The 13,083-nt window shown below is 67.6% G+C and carries 17 protein-coding genes; 9 read left to right on the forward strand and 8 right to left on the reverse strand.

The genetic code is table 11. The features are described 5' to 3' along the window. The first annotated feature begins 86 nt into the window (after nucleotides 1-86). The 6 genes from QZM67_RS15615 to QZM67_RS15640 all read left to right on the forward strand — a co-directional run bounded on the left by QZM67_RS15615 (nucleotide 87) and on the right by QZM67_RS15640 (nucleotide 4,129). Complete coding sequence (locus QZM67_RS15615; protein WP_301804584.1) at nucleotides 87-251, forward strand: hypothetical protein; 165 nt, start codon at nucleotides 87-89, stop codon at nucleotides 249-251. After that, nucleotides 248-1,504, forward strand: a complete 1,257-nt coding sequence (locus QZM67_RS15620; protein ID WP_301804587.1) for an MFS transporter — start codon at nucleotides 248-250, stop codon at nucleotides 1,502-1,504. Before QZM67_RS15615 ends, QZM67_RS15620 begins: the two co-directional genes overlap by 4 nt. Before the next feature lie 275 nt (nucleotides 1,505-1,779). Next, nucleotides 1,780-2,880 carry a nitronate monooxygenase family protein gene (locus QZM67_RS15625; RefSeq protein WP_301804594.1) on the forward strand — a complete coding sequence of 367 codons (1,101 nt, stop codon included), beginning with the start codon at nucleotides 1,780-1,782 and terminating at the stop codon, nucleotides 2,878-2,880. 172 nt (nucleotides 2,881-3,052) lie between these two features. Then, nucleotides 3,053-3,424 (forward strand): GFA family protein, encoded by a 372-nt coding sequence (locus tag QZM67_RS15630; RefSeq protein WP_301804597.1) that lies wholly within the window; start codon nucleotides 3,053-3,055, stop codon nucleotides 3,422-3,424. After that, on the forward strand, nucleotides 3,421-3,549 hold the full coding sequence (locus QZM67_RS15635) for a hypothetical protein (protein WP_260865350.1): 129 nt from the start codon (nucleotides 3,421-3,423) through the stop codon (nucleotides 3,547-3,549). Before QZM67_RS15630 ends, QZM67_RS15635 begins: the two co-directional genes overlap by 4 nt. A gap of 124 nt (nucleotides 3,550-3,673) precedes the next feature. Then, on the forward strand, nucleotides 3,674-4,129 hold the full coding sequence (locus QZM67_RS15640) for a MarR family winged helix-turn-helix transcriptional regulator (protein ID WP_301804599.1): 456 nt from the start codon (nucleotides 3,674-3,676) through the stop codon (nucleotides 4,127-4,129). 48 nt (nucleotides 4,130-4,177) lie between these two features. Here the strand turns inward: QZM67_RS15640 and QZM67_RS15645 are convergent, their stop codons facing one another. The 3 genes from QZM67_RS15645 to QZM67_RS15655 form a co-directional block, all read right to left on the reverse strand. Further along, nucleotides 4,178-4,894, reverse strand: a complete 717-nt coding sequence (locus QZM67_RS15645) for a GNAT family N-acetyltransferase (protein ID WP_301804831.1) — start codon at nucleotides 4,892-4,894, stop codon at nucleotides 4,178-4,180. 116 nt (nucleotides 4,895-5,010) lie between these two features. Next, nucleotides 5,011-6,396 (reverse strand): ATP-binding protein, encoded by a 1,386-nt coding sequence (locus QZM67_RS15650; RefSeq protein WP_301804601.1) that lies wholly within the window; start codon nucleotides 6,394-6,396, stop codon nucleotides 5,011-5,013. Further along, nucleotides 6,393-7,058, reverse strand: a complete 666-nt coding sequence (locus tag QZM67_RS15655; RefSeq protein ID WP_301804603.1) for a response regulator transcription factor — start codon at nucleotides 7,056-7,058, stop codon at nucleotides 6,393-6,395. Before QZM67_RS15655 ends, QZM67_RS15650 begins: the two co-directional genes overlap by 4 nt. A 311-nt stretch (nucleotides 7,059-7,369) precedes the next feature. On the opposite strand from QZM67_RS15655, the gene QZM67_RS15660 reads away from it, so the two are divergent. Together QZM67_RS15660 and QZM67_RS15665 are read left to right on the forward strand one after the other, a co-directional pair. Then, nucleotides 7,370-7,897 carry a DedA family protein gene (locus QZM67_RS15660; RefSeq protein WP_175021005.1) on the forward strand — a complete coding sequence of 176 codons (528 nt, stop codon included), beginning with the start codon at nucleotides 7,370-7,372 and terminating at the stop codon, nucleotides 7,895-7,897. Nucleotides 7,898-7,940: 43 nt separating this feature from the next. Continuing rightward, a complete protein-coding gene (locus QZM67_RS15665) occupies nucleotides 7,941-8,672 on the forward strand; it encodes a class I SAM-dependent methyltransferase (protein WP_301804606.1) in 732 nt (243 codons plus the stop codon). 258 nt (nucleotides 8,673-8,930) lie between these two features. Here QZM67_RS15665 and QZM67_RS15670 read toward each other — a convergent pair whose 3' ends face one another. The 4 genes from QZM67_RS15670 to QZM67_RS15685 all read right to left on the reverse strand — a co-directional run bounded on the left by QZM67_RS15670 (nucleotide 8,931) and on the right by QZM67_RS15685 (nucleotide 10,878). After that, a complete protein-coding gene (locus QZM67_RS15670) occupies nucleotides 8,931-9,260 on the reverse strand; it encodes a DUF4148 domain-containing protein (protein ID WP_301804609.1) in 330 nt (109 codons plus the stop codon). 61 nt (nucleotides 9,261-9,321) lie between these two features. Further along, a complete protein-coding gene (locus QZM67_RS15675) occupies nucleotides 9,322-9,648 on the reverse strand; it encodes a DUF4148 domain-containing protein (protein WP_301804612.1) in 327 nt (108 codons plus the stop codon). A gap of 70 nt (nucleotides 9,649-9,718) precedes the next feature. Next, the gene (locus QZM67_RS15680) at nucleotides 9,719-10,138 is read right to left on the reverse strand and encodes an organic hydroperoxide resistance protein (RefSeq protein ID WP_175021009.1); all 420 of its coding nucleotides are present in this window, start codon (nucleotides 10,136-10,138) and stop codon (nucleotides 9,719-9,721) included. Nucleotides 10,139-10,413: 275 nt separating this feature from the next. Then, the gene (locus QZM67_RS15685; RefSeq protein ID WP_301804617.1) at nucleotides 10,414-10,878 is read right to left on the reverse strand and encodes a RidA family protein; all 465 of its coding nucleotides are present in this window, start codon (nucleotides 10,876-10,878) and stop codon (nucleotides 10,414-10,416) included. A 213-nt stretch (nucleotides 10,879-11,091) separates the two neighbouring features. On the opposite strand from QZM67_RS15685, the gene QZM67_RS15690 reads away from it, so the two are divergent. After that, nucleotides 11,092-12,057 (forward strand): LysR family transcriptional regulator, encoded by a 966-nt coding sequence (locus QZM67_RS15690; protein WP_301804620.1) that lies wholly within the window; start codon nucleotides 11,092-11,094, stop codon nucleotides 12,055-12,057. Between the two features lie 31 nt (nucleotides 12,058-12,088). Here the strand turns inward: QZM67_RS15690 and QZM67_RS15695 are convergent, their stop codons facing one another. After that, a complete protein-coding gene (locus QZM67_RS15695; protein ID WP_301804623.1) occupies nucleotides 12,089-12,796 on the reverse strand; it encodes an SDR family NAD(P)-dependent oxidoreductase in 708 nt (235 codons plus the stop codon). Nucleotides 12,797-13,083: the final 287 nt, after the last annotated feature.

Below are 13,083 nucleotides of genomic sequence, written 5' to 3' on the forward strand. Positions count from 1 at the left end.
CGGGGATTCTCCCGGGATTCGACTCAATCTAGACTTCCTTCAACCGATGGACGCGCATGGCGTCCGTTCAGCGAATGGAGGTCAACATGCATCAAGCGCTTCCCGACCCGCGTCGCGCCCGTGCGGCCGGACTGACGCACCGCGTGGTGTCCGCTATCGGCATTGCCCGGTTCGCATGCGTGCCGCTGCCGGCGAGCTTCGCCGCGCAGGGCTTTCCCGCACCGATGACCGTGACGGGGAGGCTGCCATGAGCACGATCTCGCATGCGCCCGCCGCGGCCCGGGCCGAACGGCCCGCCGCCAGCTATGCCGAGCGCAACGCGCGCTACTGGCGGCGCAATCTCGCCGTCTGCGTGTTCGGCTCGTTCACGACGCTCGTCAGCCTGAGCATGCTGCTGCCGTTCCTGCCGCTGTACGTGCGGCAACTCGGCGTCGATGCGCAGTCGGCCGTGATCCAGTGGTCGGGCATCGCGTTCGGCGCGACGTTTCTCGGCACGGCCATCACCGCGCCGCTGTGGGGCCGCCTCGCGGATCGCTTCGGCCGCAAGCCGATGCTCGTGCGCGCGGCGATCGGCATGGCGATCGTGATGTCGCTGATCGGCGTCGCGCACAACGTGGCCGAACTCGTCGCGCTGCGGCTGCTCGCGGGGCTCGTCGGCGGCTACGCGTCGGCGTCGACCGTGATGGTCGGCACCCAGGCGCCGCGCGAGCGCGCCGGCTGGGCGCTCGGCATCCTGTCGACCGGGGCGCTCGCGGGCAACCTCGTCGGGCCGCTCGTCGGCGGACTGCTGCCGGGCTGGCTCGGCATTCGCGGCACGTTCTTCGCCGGTGGCGCGATGATCGCCGTCGCCGCGCTGCTGACGATCTTCGTCGTGAAGGAAGACTTCCACGCGGGCACCGATCCAAGAACGCGCACCACGAGCGCCGCGGCCGGCACGCCGCACCGCACGAATCGCGCGGCGGTCGCCGCGCTGCTGGTGACGGCGATGATGGTGCTGCTCGCGAACATGTCGATCGAGCCGATCATCACCGTGTATATCGGCGGCCTCGGGGTCGGTGGCAATCACCTCGCGCGCATCGCCGGCGTCGTGATGGCGTGTTCGGCGCTCGGCAGCATGCTGACCGCCGCACGCCTCGGCGCGCTGGCCGACCGGATCGGCAGCTGGAACGTGATCATCGGCTGCCTGCTGCTGACCGCGCTCGCGATGGTGCCGCAGGCGTTCGTCACGCACTGGTGGCAGCTTGGCGCGCTGCGCGTGCTGATGGGCATGACGCTCGCGGGCTTGCTGCCGTCGATCGGCAAGCTCGTGCGGCAATCGGTCGACGAGCGTGCGACCGGGCAGATGCTCGGCTACCTGCAGTCCGCGCAGTTCAGCGGACAGGTGATCGGCCCGGTGATCGGCGGGCAGATCGGCGTCGCGCTGGGGCTGCATTCGGTGTTCTTCGTGACGGGCGCGCTGCTGGCAGTCTGCGCGGGGCTCGCACATTGGGCGCGCAGCCGATAGCGGCTGGCCGGCGGATCGCGGGCTGGCGTAGGATGGGCGCAGTTGCGGAGGCGCGCGCCGGGAAGCGGCGACGACGTACGCGTTCACCGCGCATCGCGGACGCCGCAGTCGCGGACACTGCATCGCACGACGGCGCATCGTTGTCGACATCGCTTTCACGTGACCGGTTGCGCACCAAGCACGACGAACGCGCACCGATCCGAACCCGACCCACGCGTTTCGGCCCGCATCCGGCCGAAGCATTTCGATGACGGATCTTGCAGGAGGCAAGCAACATGAATCAATCGACCGACAACCGGACGCTGTTGCGCGCGCTTGGCATCCGCGCACCGATCGTCCAGGCGCCGATGGCCGGCGTCAGCACGCCGGCGCTGGCGGCCGCCGTGTCGAATGCGGGCGGGCTCGGCTCGCTCGGCGTGGGTGCGACGAACGCCGACGGCGCCCGCAAGATGATCCGCGACGCGCGCGCGCTCACCGACCGGCCGTTCAACATCAACGTGTTCTGCCACCAGCCGGCGCACGCCGACGCGGCCGTCGAACGCGCGTGGCTCGCGTGGCTCGCGCCGGCGTTCCGCGAGTACGGCGCGACGCCGCCCGCATCGCTGTCGGAGATCTATACGAGTTTCGTCGTGGACGAAGCGATGCAGGCGATGCTCGTCGAAGAGAAGCCGGCCGTCGTCAGCTTCCATTTCGGCCTGCCGTCCGCGGACGTGATCGCCGCGCTCAAGCGCGCGGGCATCACGCTGTTCGCGGCCGCGACGAATCTCGACGAGGCGCAGCAGATCGCCGCCGCCGGCATCGACGCGATCGTCGCGCAGGGGATCGAAGCGGGCGGACACCGCGGCGTGTTCGATTCGACCGCGCACGACGATCGGCTCGGCACGTTCGCGCTCACGCGCCTGATCGTGCGCGAATGCGCGCTGCCGGTGATCGCCGCCGGCGGCATCATGGACGGCGAGGGCATCGCAGCCGCGCTCGCGCTCGGCGCGCAGGCCGCCCAGCTCGGCACCGCGTTCGTCGCGTGCCCGGAGACGTCGATCGACGACGGTTATCGTCGCGCGCTGCTCGGCGACGCGGCGCGCCGCACGACGTTCACGGCCGCGATCTCAGGCCGGATCGCGCGCGGCATCGCCAACCGGCTGACCGCACTCGGCGACGACCCGCACGCGCCGGCCACGCCCGCGTATCCGATCGCGTACGACGCCGGCAAGGCGCTGCATGCGGCCGCGAAGGCGAAGGGTGAATTCGGCTACGGCGCGCAATGGGCCGGGCAGGCGGCGCCGCTCGTGCGGTCGCTGCCGGCGGCCGAGCTGTTCGCCGCACTCGAACGCGAAACGCGGGCGGCGATCGAGCGGATGCAGCACGTGCTGGATTGATCGCGCGATTCGCAGGCAACGGGCCGCAGCCACATGCCGGCGATCGGCAAACGCACGCCAATCGCCGCCGATTTGCAATGTTCTGTATCTGTACGGACCGTGGATACATCGCGATACAACGCACGTTCGGGCGTCCGCTATAAAGCAGGCATGACCTCTTCTGGAGTGCATCATGTCTGCAACCTGGTTCAAAGGATCCTGCCATTGCGGGGCCGTCAAATTCGAAGTCCGAACCGCCATTACACCGGCAGCGCGCTGCAACTGCAGCCTGTGCCGCCGGCGCGGCGCGTTGATGAGCCCGATGTTCGCCGCCAGCGAACTGAAGATCCTCGAAGGCGAGGGCGCGCTGACGTGCTACCGCTTCAACACGCGCACGGCCCGTCACTATTTCTGCAGCCATTGCGGCGTCTACCCGTTCCATCAGACGCGCAGGGATCCCGCCTGCTGGCGCGTCAATCTCGGCTGTCTCGACGGCATCGACCCGTATGCGCTCGACGCGACGGTCGCCGACGGCGCGAGCCTCTCGGTCGTGGAGGGCGCATGAAACGCTGGCTGATGATCCTGCTGTTCGCAGCAGGCGGGCTCGCGACCGAAATCGCGCATCCGGTGCAATGCACGCTGCTGTCTGTTAACCGCACACAGACCGGCAAGCGCCGCAGGGCGGACTGACGGCGCGCCGGCAGCATCGCGCCACTCCGCCGGTTCATCGAGGCCGATTATCATGCTTCCGATAAGATCGCACGCGATATATAATGCGTCCATCTGCGACCGTTCGCGTCGCTGGAGGACGTTCATGAAACCGACCGAAGCCCCATCCGCCGCCGCGCCGAAGCTGTCCGAGTTCCTGTGCTTTGCGATCTACTCGGCGAACCTCGCGTTCGGCAAGGCCTACAAACCGATCCTCGAAGCGCTCGGCCTCACGTATACGCAATACATCGCGATCATTGCGCTGTGGGAGCAGGACAACCAGACGGTCGGCCAGCTCGGCGAGAAGCTGTTCCTCGAATCCAATACGCTGACGCCGATCCTGAAGAAGCTCGAGGCAATGGGCTACCTGGAGCGGCACCGCGATCCGTCGGACGAACGTCAGGTGCTCGTCAGCCTGACGAAGAGCGGCCGCCGCTTGCGAGAGAAGGGGCTCGACATGAATCTGGTCGAAGCCACCGGGTTGAAGCCGGACGAATTCGCGAAGATGCAAAAGGCGATCGTCACGCTGCGCGGCAACCTGATCCGGTCGACCGAAGAATAACCGCCCGGACAAGCGGCGGCCGGCACGTGTATCGTGCCGGCCGCGTCGTCATGCGTGCGCGTCGCCCAGCACCAGCAGGTGCATCTCGCGGCGGATGGCGAAACCAAGGGCGAGATAGCGCTCGATCGCGACCTGGTTCGACGTGAGGACGTGCAGGAAAGGCGTATCCGCGCGCGCATCGATCTCCGCAATCAACGCCCGCATCAGACGTGCCGCGAGCCCTTGCCGCCGGAACGCGGCATCCACGCACACGGCGCTGATCTCGGTATACCCGTCGATCCGCATCCGCTCGCCGGCCATCGCGGCCAGCCGGCCTTCGCTGCGGATGCCGATGTAGTGGCCGAGCTCGAACGTGCGCGGGCCGAACGGGCCAGGCTGCGCGGCCGTGGTCAGCGCGAGCATGTCCGGCACGTCGGCTTCGGCGAGCGTGACATGTCCGGATTCGGGCGCCGGGTCGAGCGCCCCTTGCCAGACCATCTGCAGCAGGTTCGCGCGCCGGATCGCCGACAATCCCGCCGGCAGCTCGATCTCGTCCGGCGTGACCAGCGCCGCCGGCCCGTGTGCGGCAATCAGGGCGCGCAACGCGTCGAACGAGGCGGCGCTCGTGTCCTCGATCGCCGCAAACGGCGCGATGGCCGCCGGAAACCGCCTTGCCCGGTCGTTGCCGAGCGCCAAGCGGCGCTGCCGGCCCGTCAGCGCATTCCACACCACTTGGTCGAGCGGGTGCGCACGGCCTGTCGCGTTTCCGGTCGTTGCATCGGACATCGGCTGCTCCTCGATTGAAGGTGTCGGTGGCACAGCATAGACCGTGATCGGCCGGGCCGGGCAGGGCAGGGCGCGGCGTAACGTTATCGACCGCGTCGCCGGCACGGCACGCCGCACTAGCGCTGCCAACGTTCCGGATCCAGCCAGATCGGGAACGACAGGATCACCGCCAGCCCGTTCCCGCCGATACCGGCCGTCACCTCGACCGACCCGCCGTGCGACTCGGCGATGCGCGCGACGAGCGACAGGCCGATACCGCTGCCCGGCTGCACCGTACCCGGTACGCGGTAAAAGCGTTCGAAGATCCGTGTGCGCTCGCCGACCGGCACGCCGGGCCCGTCGTCCGCGATACGCAGCTTGACCCGCGCGCCATCCGCATCGGCAGGGATGGCGCACGTGATCTCGACCCGCCCGCCGTCACGGCCGTAACGCAGCGCGTTGTCGAGCAGGTTGCGCACCGCAATCGCGATCTCGTCAAGATCGCCCCAGACGCGCACCGGGTCGACCGCGATCCGCACCGTCTGTCCGCGCGCATGCGCGGCCGCGTCGAAGTCGCTCGCGATCAGCGCAACGAGCCGCGACAGTTCCACCGGCCCATGCTGTTCGGCGCGCGAACCGGCATCCAGCCGCGCCAGTTCCAGCAGTTGCCCGGATAGCCGCGCGCTGCGCTCGACGCCTGTTGCCAGCCGACGCAGTGCTTCGTTCTTGTCCGCCAGACTGTTCGCCTGCAACGCCACTTCCGCCTGGGCCGACAACGCCGCGAGCGGCGTGCGCAACTCGTGCGCCGCATCGCCGATGAAACGGCGCTCGGTATCGACGGCCTGACTCAGCCGCGCGAGCAGGCGATTGAACGACTCGACGAGCGGCCGCAGTTCGCGCGGCAGCGTCACCAGCGGCAACGGCGAGAAATCGAACGCGGCCTTCCGCTGGATCGCCTGCTGGACCTCGCGCACCGGCCCGAACGACCAGCGAATCACCCACCAGATCACGACGCCCAGCATCCCGAGCATCACCGCCGTATTGAACAGGCCGAGTTGCAGCGCGTTGTTCGCCTTCTCCTGCCAGGTCGTGGCCGGGCCGCCCGTCTGAACGTGAATCCGGCCCGCCGGATCCGACAGCGAGTAGACCCGCCAGGTCTCGTCGTGCGCGGCGCCACGCCCGGCGCTCACCCCGTATCCGTCCCGCAGGTCGGCCTTGAGTGCCGGCCCCGGCGCATCCGCGCTGTGCATCACGTTGCGACCGTCGACCCAGACCTGGAACGCGACGTCGTATTTGCCATACGCGGTGTTCGGTACGACCGCCTGGGCGTTCGCCGCAGGCAGGCGATCGATCGCATCCGGCAACGACAGGAGCAATAGTTGCGCGGCGCTCTCGAGCATGCTGTCGCGCCAGCCGCGCTGTTCACGCCACAGGCCGATGCCGAGAAACGCCCCCCAGCTCGCCCAGAACACGACGACCGCCGCCATCACGGTCGCGAGCAGGCGCACGCGTAGCGACTTCATGCGGGGCTCTCCCCGACGCGATAGCCGAAGCCGTGCACCGTCACGATCAGTTCGTCGCCGAGCTTGCGCCGAAGTTGATGGATGTACACCGCGATCGTGTTGCTTTCGATCTCGCTGTCGTTGCCGTACACGCGCTCTTCGAGCTGCGCTCGCGTGACGACGCGGCCTTGCCGCTCCATCAGCGCGAGCAGCGTGCGGTATTCGTGAATGCTGAGCGCAACGGGTTCGCCGGCCCGCGTGACTGCCTGGCGCGCCGGATCGACGTGTACGTCGCGGTAGATCAGACGCTCCGATACGCGGCCCTGGCTGCGGCGCGTCAGCGCGCGCAGCCGCGCATAGAGCTCGTCGAGCTGGAACGGCTTCACGAGATAGTCGTCGGCACCGGCGTCGAGGCCGCGGATCCGATCGCTCAACTGATCGCGCGCGGTCACGATCAATACCGGCGTCGGGTCGTAGTTCGCGCGCATCGCAGCAAGCAGCGTGAATCCGGACGCGCCCGGCAGCTGCAGGTCGAGCAGCACCGCGTCGTAGTCATGGCCGACGAGCGCGAGCCGCGCGGCCGGCACGTCGGCCGACCAGTCCGCGCGCCAGCCGTTCTGCCGAAGGCCCGCGCAAACGGCGTCGGCCAGCATGACATCGTCTTCCACCAGCAGGATATGCATCGGTTTCGCTCCTCGAATGTCGAGGTCGCCAGCCTGACCGACCGCGATTAAAAACTTCTTAAAGCCTGGGGGCCACGATGCGTGCCATTCGCCGCATTGCCGGTGCAATGCATCTGGCGTTTTTTCGAGAGGCTCGCGATGACCGTGTCACGCCCTTCAATTTCGTTGCTGCAATGCAATGCGGCCCGAAGCACCAGCTTCGCACCGCTCCGGTGCGGGCCATTCTGGCATGGAAGGTCGCGCGCGTTGTGCACGTTGTGCACGTTGTGCACGTTGTGCACGTTGTGCGCCCGCCGCGCGGGAGCCGCGCGATGAACCAGCTCGCCACGCTCGTCCCGTTCGGCCTCGCACTCAGCCTGGCCAGCGCCAACGGCATCGCCTGCCTCGTCGGCCTGTCGCTGATCGAACGGCTGATCCCCGTGCTGCCGTCCCACATGCTCCTGACGATGATCGGCGTCGCCAGCGCGCAAGGCGCATGGACCCTGCCGGAAGCGATCGTCGTCACGGCGCTCGGCAGCTTCGCGGGCTGCCTGTTGCATTACGCGCTCGGCAACCTGTGGCCGGAAGACAGCGTGCTGACGTTGCTGCGCCGCGTCGCACCGCTGGGCAGGCTGCAGCCCGCAAGAATGGACGCGCTGATCGACGGAATCCGCACGCGGCCCACGCGGCTCGCACTCTGGTCGCAACTGGTGCCGTTCGTCCGGCTCGTCGCCCCGGCGCTCGCCGGCTTGCTGGAAACGAGCTTCGCGCGATTCGCGTCGGGCGCCGCAGCCGGCATCGCGCTATGGAACACGCTGTTCATCACGGCGGGCTACCTGGCCGCGCAAGCGGCCGCCTAGCCGGACATGTCGTTACCCGATCGAACCCGCCTGGAGCCTGTCGATGCGAATCCCTGAATGGATGCTGTTCCTGCGTACCTGGTTGCGCAATCCGCGCCGGGTCGGCGCGCTCGCGCCGTCCGGCCCGGCGCTCGCCGCGCTGATCACCGCCGATATCCCGCGCGACGGCGCCACCGTGATCGAACTCGGTGCGGGCACCGGCGTGTTCACGCGCGCGCTGCTCGCACGTGGTGTCGCGAGCGACAGGCTGGTGCTGGTGGAAGCCGATCCCGCTTTCGCGAACGCGCTGCGACAGCAGTTTCCCGCGTTGCGGATCATGCAGATGGATGCCGCGCAACTCGGCATGACGGGCGACTTTTTCGGCGGGGCGCGCGCGGATGCGATCGTGAGCGGGTTGCCGCTCGTCGCGATGCCGGTCGAACAGGCCGTGGCGATCGTTCACTGCGCGTTCGCGCGTCACCTGGCCGCCGATGGCGCGTTCTACCAGTTCACGTATGTGCCGCGCTGCCCGATCCCGGCGCGCTACCTGGAGGCCATGCGCATTCGCGCCGTCAGGATCGGCGTCGCGTGGATGAACTTTCCGCCCGCCATCGTGTATCGCTTCGAACGCCGGATCGACAAGGTCCGGCATCCGTGGCCAGGTGCTCGGCCGCAGCTGGATGCGGTTGCGCAAGCAACCACTTTGCACGGCCTCGACATCGCCCAATTTCCCCATGCGCCATCACTCGACTCGAGCGGCGCCGGGCCATCGACGGAGGGACGTCCATCATCGTGAACGCGCTCGGGCAGGGGGGCTGTTCGGCCTGCCACCGCTGCGGTCGCTTCTTCCACACTGGCTGGTTGCTGGAGTCGGCAACCACATCGGCGCCGCGCGCCATCGAATCCCGAGCCGACGCACGCGCGGGGCGCAGGTCGACCTGCAACGCTGTTTCTTGCGGAAGACCGACGAGGCGCGCGTCGTGCTCGCGCGCCCCGTTTCTCGCACGTCGTACCGAGCTGCCCGGATGGGCTCGACGATTCCGCCACGCCATGCTCAATGGCCGAAGTAGATCGAGCGCTCGACGATCCGCGTGGCGGGCCGGCTGCCCGACTGCGTCGCGGCGACCGCATCGCTGCCATAGCTGGACGTCGCTGCATCGGCCACTGCGGTGTCGTTCGTATGAATGCGCGTCAGGGCGGCCTGCAGGTCGTCCGGATAGTGCGGATCGTTCGCGCGACCCGGCCGATAGCCGGCCTGTTCGAGCTGGACGAGCTCGGCACGCACCTGCGCGCGGGATACGACGGCTACATCGGCGAACGCCGGTGCGGCAGCGGATGCGGAAACGGCCACGAAAAGGGCGGCGATCAATTGGGTTTTCATCATTTACCTCGACAGGACGGGGATAGAAAGGAATCAGGGTTCGCGTATCGACGATGCGCCGCGCTCAATGACCGAAATACACCGAGCGATCGGCTACGCTGACCGCATGCCGGCGGCCCGATTGCGTCGCCGCATCGCCGTTGCTGCCGTAGCCGGAAGCCTGCTCGGTGCGGGCGACCGCATCGGCCGCATGGATCTGCGTGAGTGCAGCCTGAAGATCGTCCGGATAGGTTGCGTCGGTCGCGCGATTCAACGGGTAGCCGGCCTGTTGCAGTTGCGTAAGCTCGGCGCGCACCTGCGCACGCGTCACGGTGGCTTCGCTGGAGAACGCCGGTGCGGCAACAGAGGCCGAAGCAGCGACGAGCAGGGCGGCGATCAGTCGGGTATTCATCATTCACCTCGAAAAGAAAGAAAGGAAATCGGGCATTCGGCAGGCGGCGCTCGGCCGCCCGATGCATCGTTCAAGCGATACGGATGTCGACGTCGATGTTGCCGCGCGTCGCCTTCGAATACGGGCAGGTCTGATGCGCGGCATCGACGATGTGCTGCGCGACGTCGCGATCGAGCCCCGGCACGCTCACGTTCAGCCGGGCCTGCAGGAAGTACGCGTTGCCGGCGGTGCCGAGATCCACTTCCGCGTCGACCGCGAGATCGGCCGGCAGCGTCACCTTCGCGGCACGCGCCGCAAGCTGCATCGCGCCGATGAAGCAGGCCGACCAGCCGGCCGCGAACAGTTGCTCCGGATTGGTGCCGGTGCCGGCGCTGCCCGGCGACGACAACTGGATGTCGAGGCGGCCGTCGGAACTGCGCGCCGCGCCGTCGCGGCCGCCCGAAGTCGTATGCGTCTTGCCCGTGTACAGCACTGTTTCGATCTTGCTCATCATTTGCTCCGTCAGTTGACTGGCTTGTTTCCGATGCGATTAGATCGCATGCGATGGAGTTTCGTCGCGGCGATCACTCATGTCAAGCGCGTTCGATTAGATCGCATACGATATTTTGTATTTCAATGTATCTGGAACGTGTGCAGCTTTGCCAGACAAGGATTCCGGCGATCGATCCCTGATATTCGAAGGATCGGCACAAGCAACGCATCCGGGCAGGGCGGGCGAAAACACCCTCCGGAAATGACTGGCCGCCCCGCAGGGCGGCCGAAGCGTCAGGCCGGGTCGATCTCGGCGATCACGACGAGGATCACGGCCGCATCGGCCGGCAACTGACGCTGGGAGAACGCCGAGCGCGCATGGCCCGCCTTGCCGCCCAGCACGGCGGCGAACAGGTCCGACGCGCCGTCGATCACGGCCGGCTGCCCGAAAAAACCGTCGGCCGAACTCACGTGCCCCTCGACGCGCACGATCTTGCGCAGGCGTTCGAACCCGCCCAGGTGCCGGCGGATCTGCGCGAGCACGTTCAGCGCCGCGAGCCGGGCGGCATGCTTGCCTTCGTCGGCGCTCAACTGCTCGCCGACGCGGCCGGTATAGGCGATCCTGCCGTTGACGAGCGGTAGTTGTCCCGAGATGAACAGCAGGTTGCCGGCTTCGCTGACGGCCGTATAGCTGCCGAGCGGGTTCGGCGGTTCGGGTAACGCGAGGCCGAGGTCGGCCAGCTTCTGTTCGACGGTCATGTCGTGCTCCTTGCGGGATAAGGGTTCGGGCGATCGGTGCTGCCTGTGAACCACTGTAGTCATGCGGCCGAAACCGGTAAATGTCGGCGGCGCAATTGATTCACGACGCGGTGTAACGAATCGCGCGATGCGCGCCTGCTGGTTTCCCGCGCGAGATTCATGCACACTCGGCGTCATCGCGCGCCACACGCCGGAGACGACAGGAATCGCCCCATGCAACGACAATTCGACGATCTGCTGCTCGGCAGCATCGAGCTGTTCTGTCTCGCCGCCGAACTCGGCAGCTTCACGCTGGCGGCCAACGCGGCGAGCGTCACGCCGGCCGCGGTCAGCCGGTCGGTCGCGCGGCTCGAGGAGCGTCTCGGCGTGCGGCTGTTCGTGCGTACGACACGCCAGATCCGCCTGACCGATTCCGGCCGCCGCTATTTCGAGCAATGCCGCGACGCGCTGTCGCAACTCGTCGACGCGGAACGCGAGGCGACCGGCCAGCAGGCCACGCCCGCCGGCTTGCTGCGGATCAGCATGCCGACGCCGTACGGACACTATCGCGTGCTGCCGCTGCTGCCGGCGTTTCGCGAGCGGTACCCGGACGTGCGCGTCGAAACCCACCTGAGCAACCGCAACATCGACTTCGCCGAGGAAGGCTACGATCTCGCGATCCGCGGCAGCGCGCCCGCCGATTCGAACCTGGTCGCACGCAAGCTGGAGGACGCCGAGCTCGTGGTCGTCGCGACGCCCGGCTACCTGAAGCGCGCAGGCATGCCGACCGCCATCGACGACCTGCATGCGCACGAATGCATCCAGTTCGAGCTGCCGAGCAGCGGGCGGCCGATTCCGTGGCTGTTCAACGATGGATCGGAGGGAATCGATGTCGCCACGACCGGCAGCTACAGTACGTCGGGGGACTACATTGCCGGTGTGACGCTCGCGCGCAACGGTGCGGGCTTGTTCCAGACCTATCGCTTCATCGTCGAGCAGGATCTGCGCGCCGGCACGCTTGTGGAAGTGCTGCCCGGCCTAGGCGGCCGGTCGCGGCCGTTCATGCTGCTGTATCCGCATGCGCGCTTTCTGTCGTCGCGCGTGCGTGTATTCGTCGATTTTCTCGTCGAGCATCTGGCGCACGCGCCCGCCAGGCCGGTGGCCGCGACACGCGCCAAACGGGCCGGCGCATCGCGATAGGCGCGCCGGCTCGCGATTTCGACGCCACGCGTCAATGCCCGGCGCTCTGGCCGCCGTCGACATGCAGGATCTCGCCCGTGACGAACGGCGCCGAGTCGAGATAGAAGATCGCGTCGACGATGTCGCTCATTTCGCCCATGCGGCCGACCGGATGCAGCGACGCGAGCGTCGCATGCGATTCGGGCGCATGCATCGGCGACTTGATGATGCCGGGCGACACCGCATTCACGCGAATGCCGGCCTTCGCATACTCGATCGCGAGCGACTTCGTCGCCGCATTCAATCCACCTTTCGTCAGCGACGCGAGCACCGACGGCACGTTGCTGTTCGCGTGATCGATCAGGCTCGTCGTGATGCTGACCACGTGGCCGCTGCCGTGCTTCTGCATCGCGGCGATCGCATGCTGCGTGACGTGGAAGAAACCGCTGAGGTTGACGCTCGTGATCTGCGCATAGTCGTCCGCGGTGTATTGCGTGAACGGCTTCGCGATGAACACGCCGGCGTTGTTGACGAGCGTGTCGACGCGGCCGAAACGTTCGATGGCGGCGTCGACCACGCGCCGTACGACGGCCGGATCGCCGATGTCGCCCGCGACGGTGACGAGATCGGGATCGTTCGACGGCCCGATCGAACGTGACGTTGCGACGACGCGATGGCCGCGGGCCCGGAATGCGTTGACCGTTTCCGCGCCGATGCCTTGCGATGCGCCGGTGACGATGATGACTTTGGATGCGCTCATGATATGCCTCGATAGGTGAATGGTTCTCGGCTTCAGTGCCGACCGGATCGTTGAATCCGATGGGCCAACTGTAGGCGCGCCGGTCACGATTTCGAACACCCACCGTGGAGCAACAGTCTTGCGTCGGGGGAACAAATGGGGAGGAGGGAGGCTGCCGGCGCGCGGCACATGCGTGAACCGCGTCACCGGCCGGGAGCGCGGGCAGTAACGGTGTCCGACGGAAATAGCGTGGTGATCGGGGTGCAGCGCGAACGGCGATAGATTCGCGAGCCGGCTGTCGTCGCCTG

The sequence above is a fragment of the Burkholderia sp. AU45251 genome (assembly GCF_030482905.1).
Lineage (GTDB): Bacteria > Pseudomonadota > Gammaproteobacteria > Burkholderiales > Burkholderiaceae > Burkholderia > Burkholderia aenigmatica.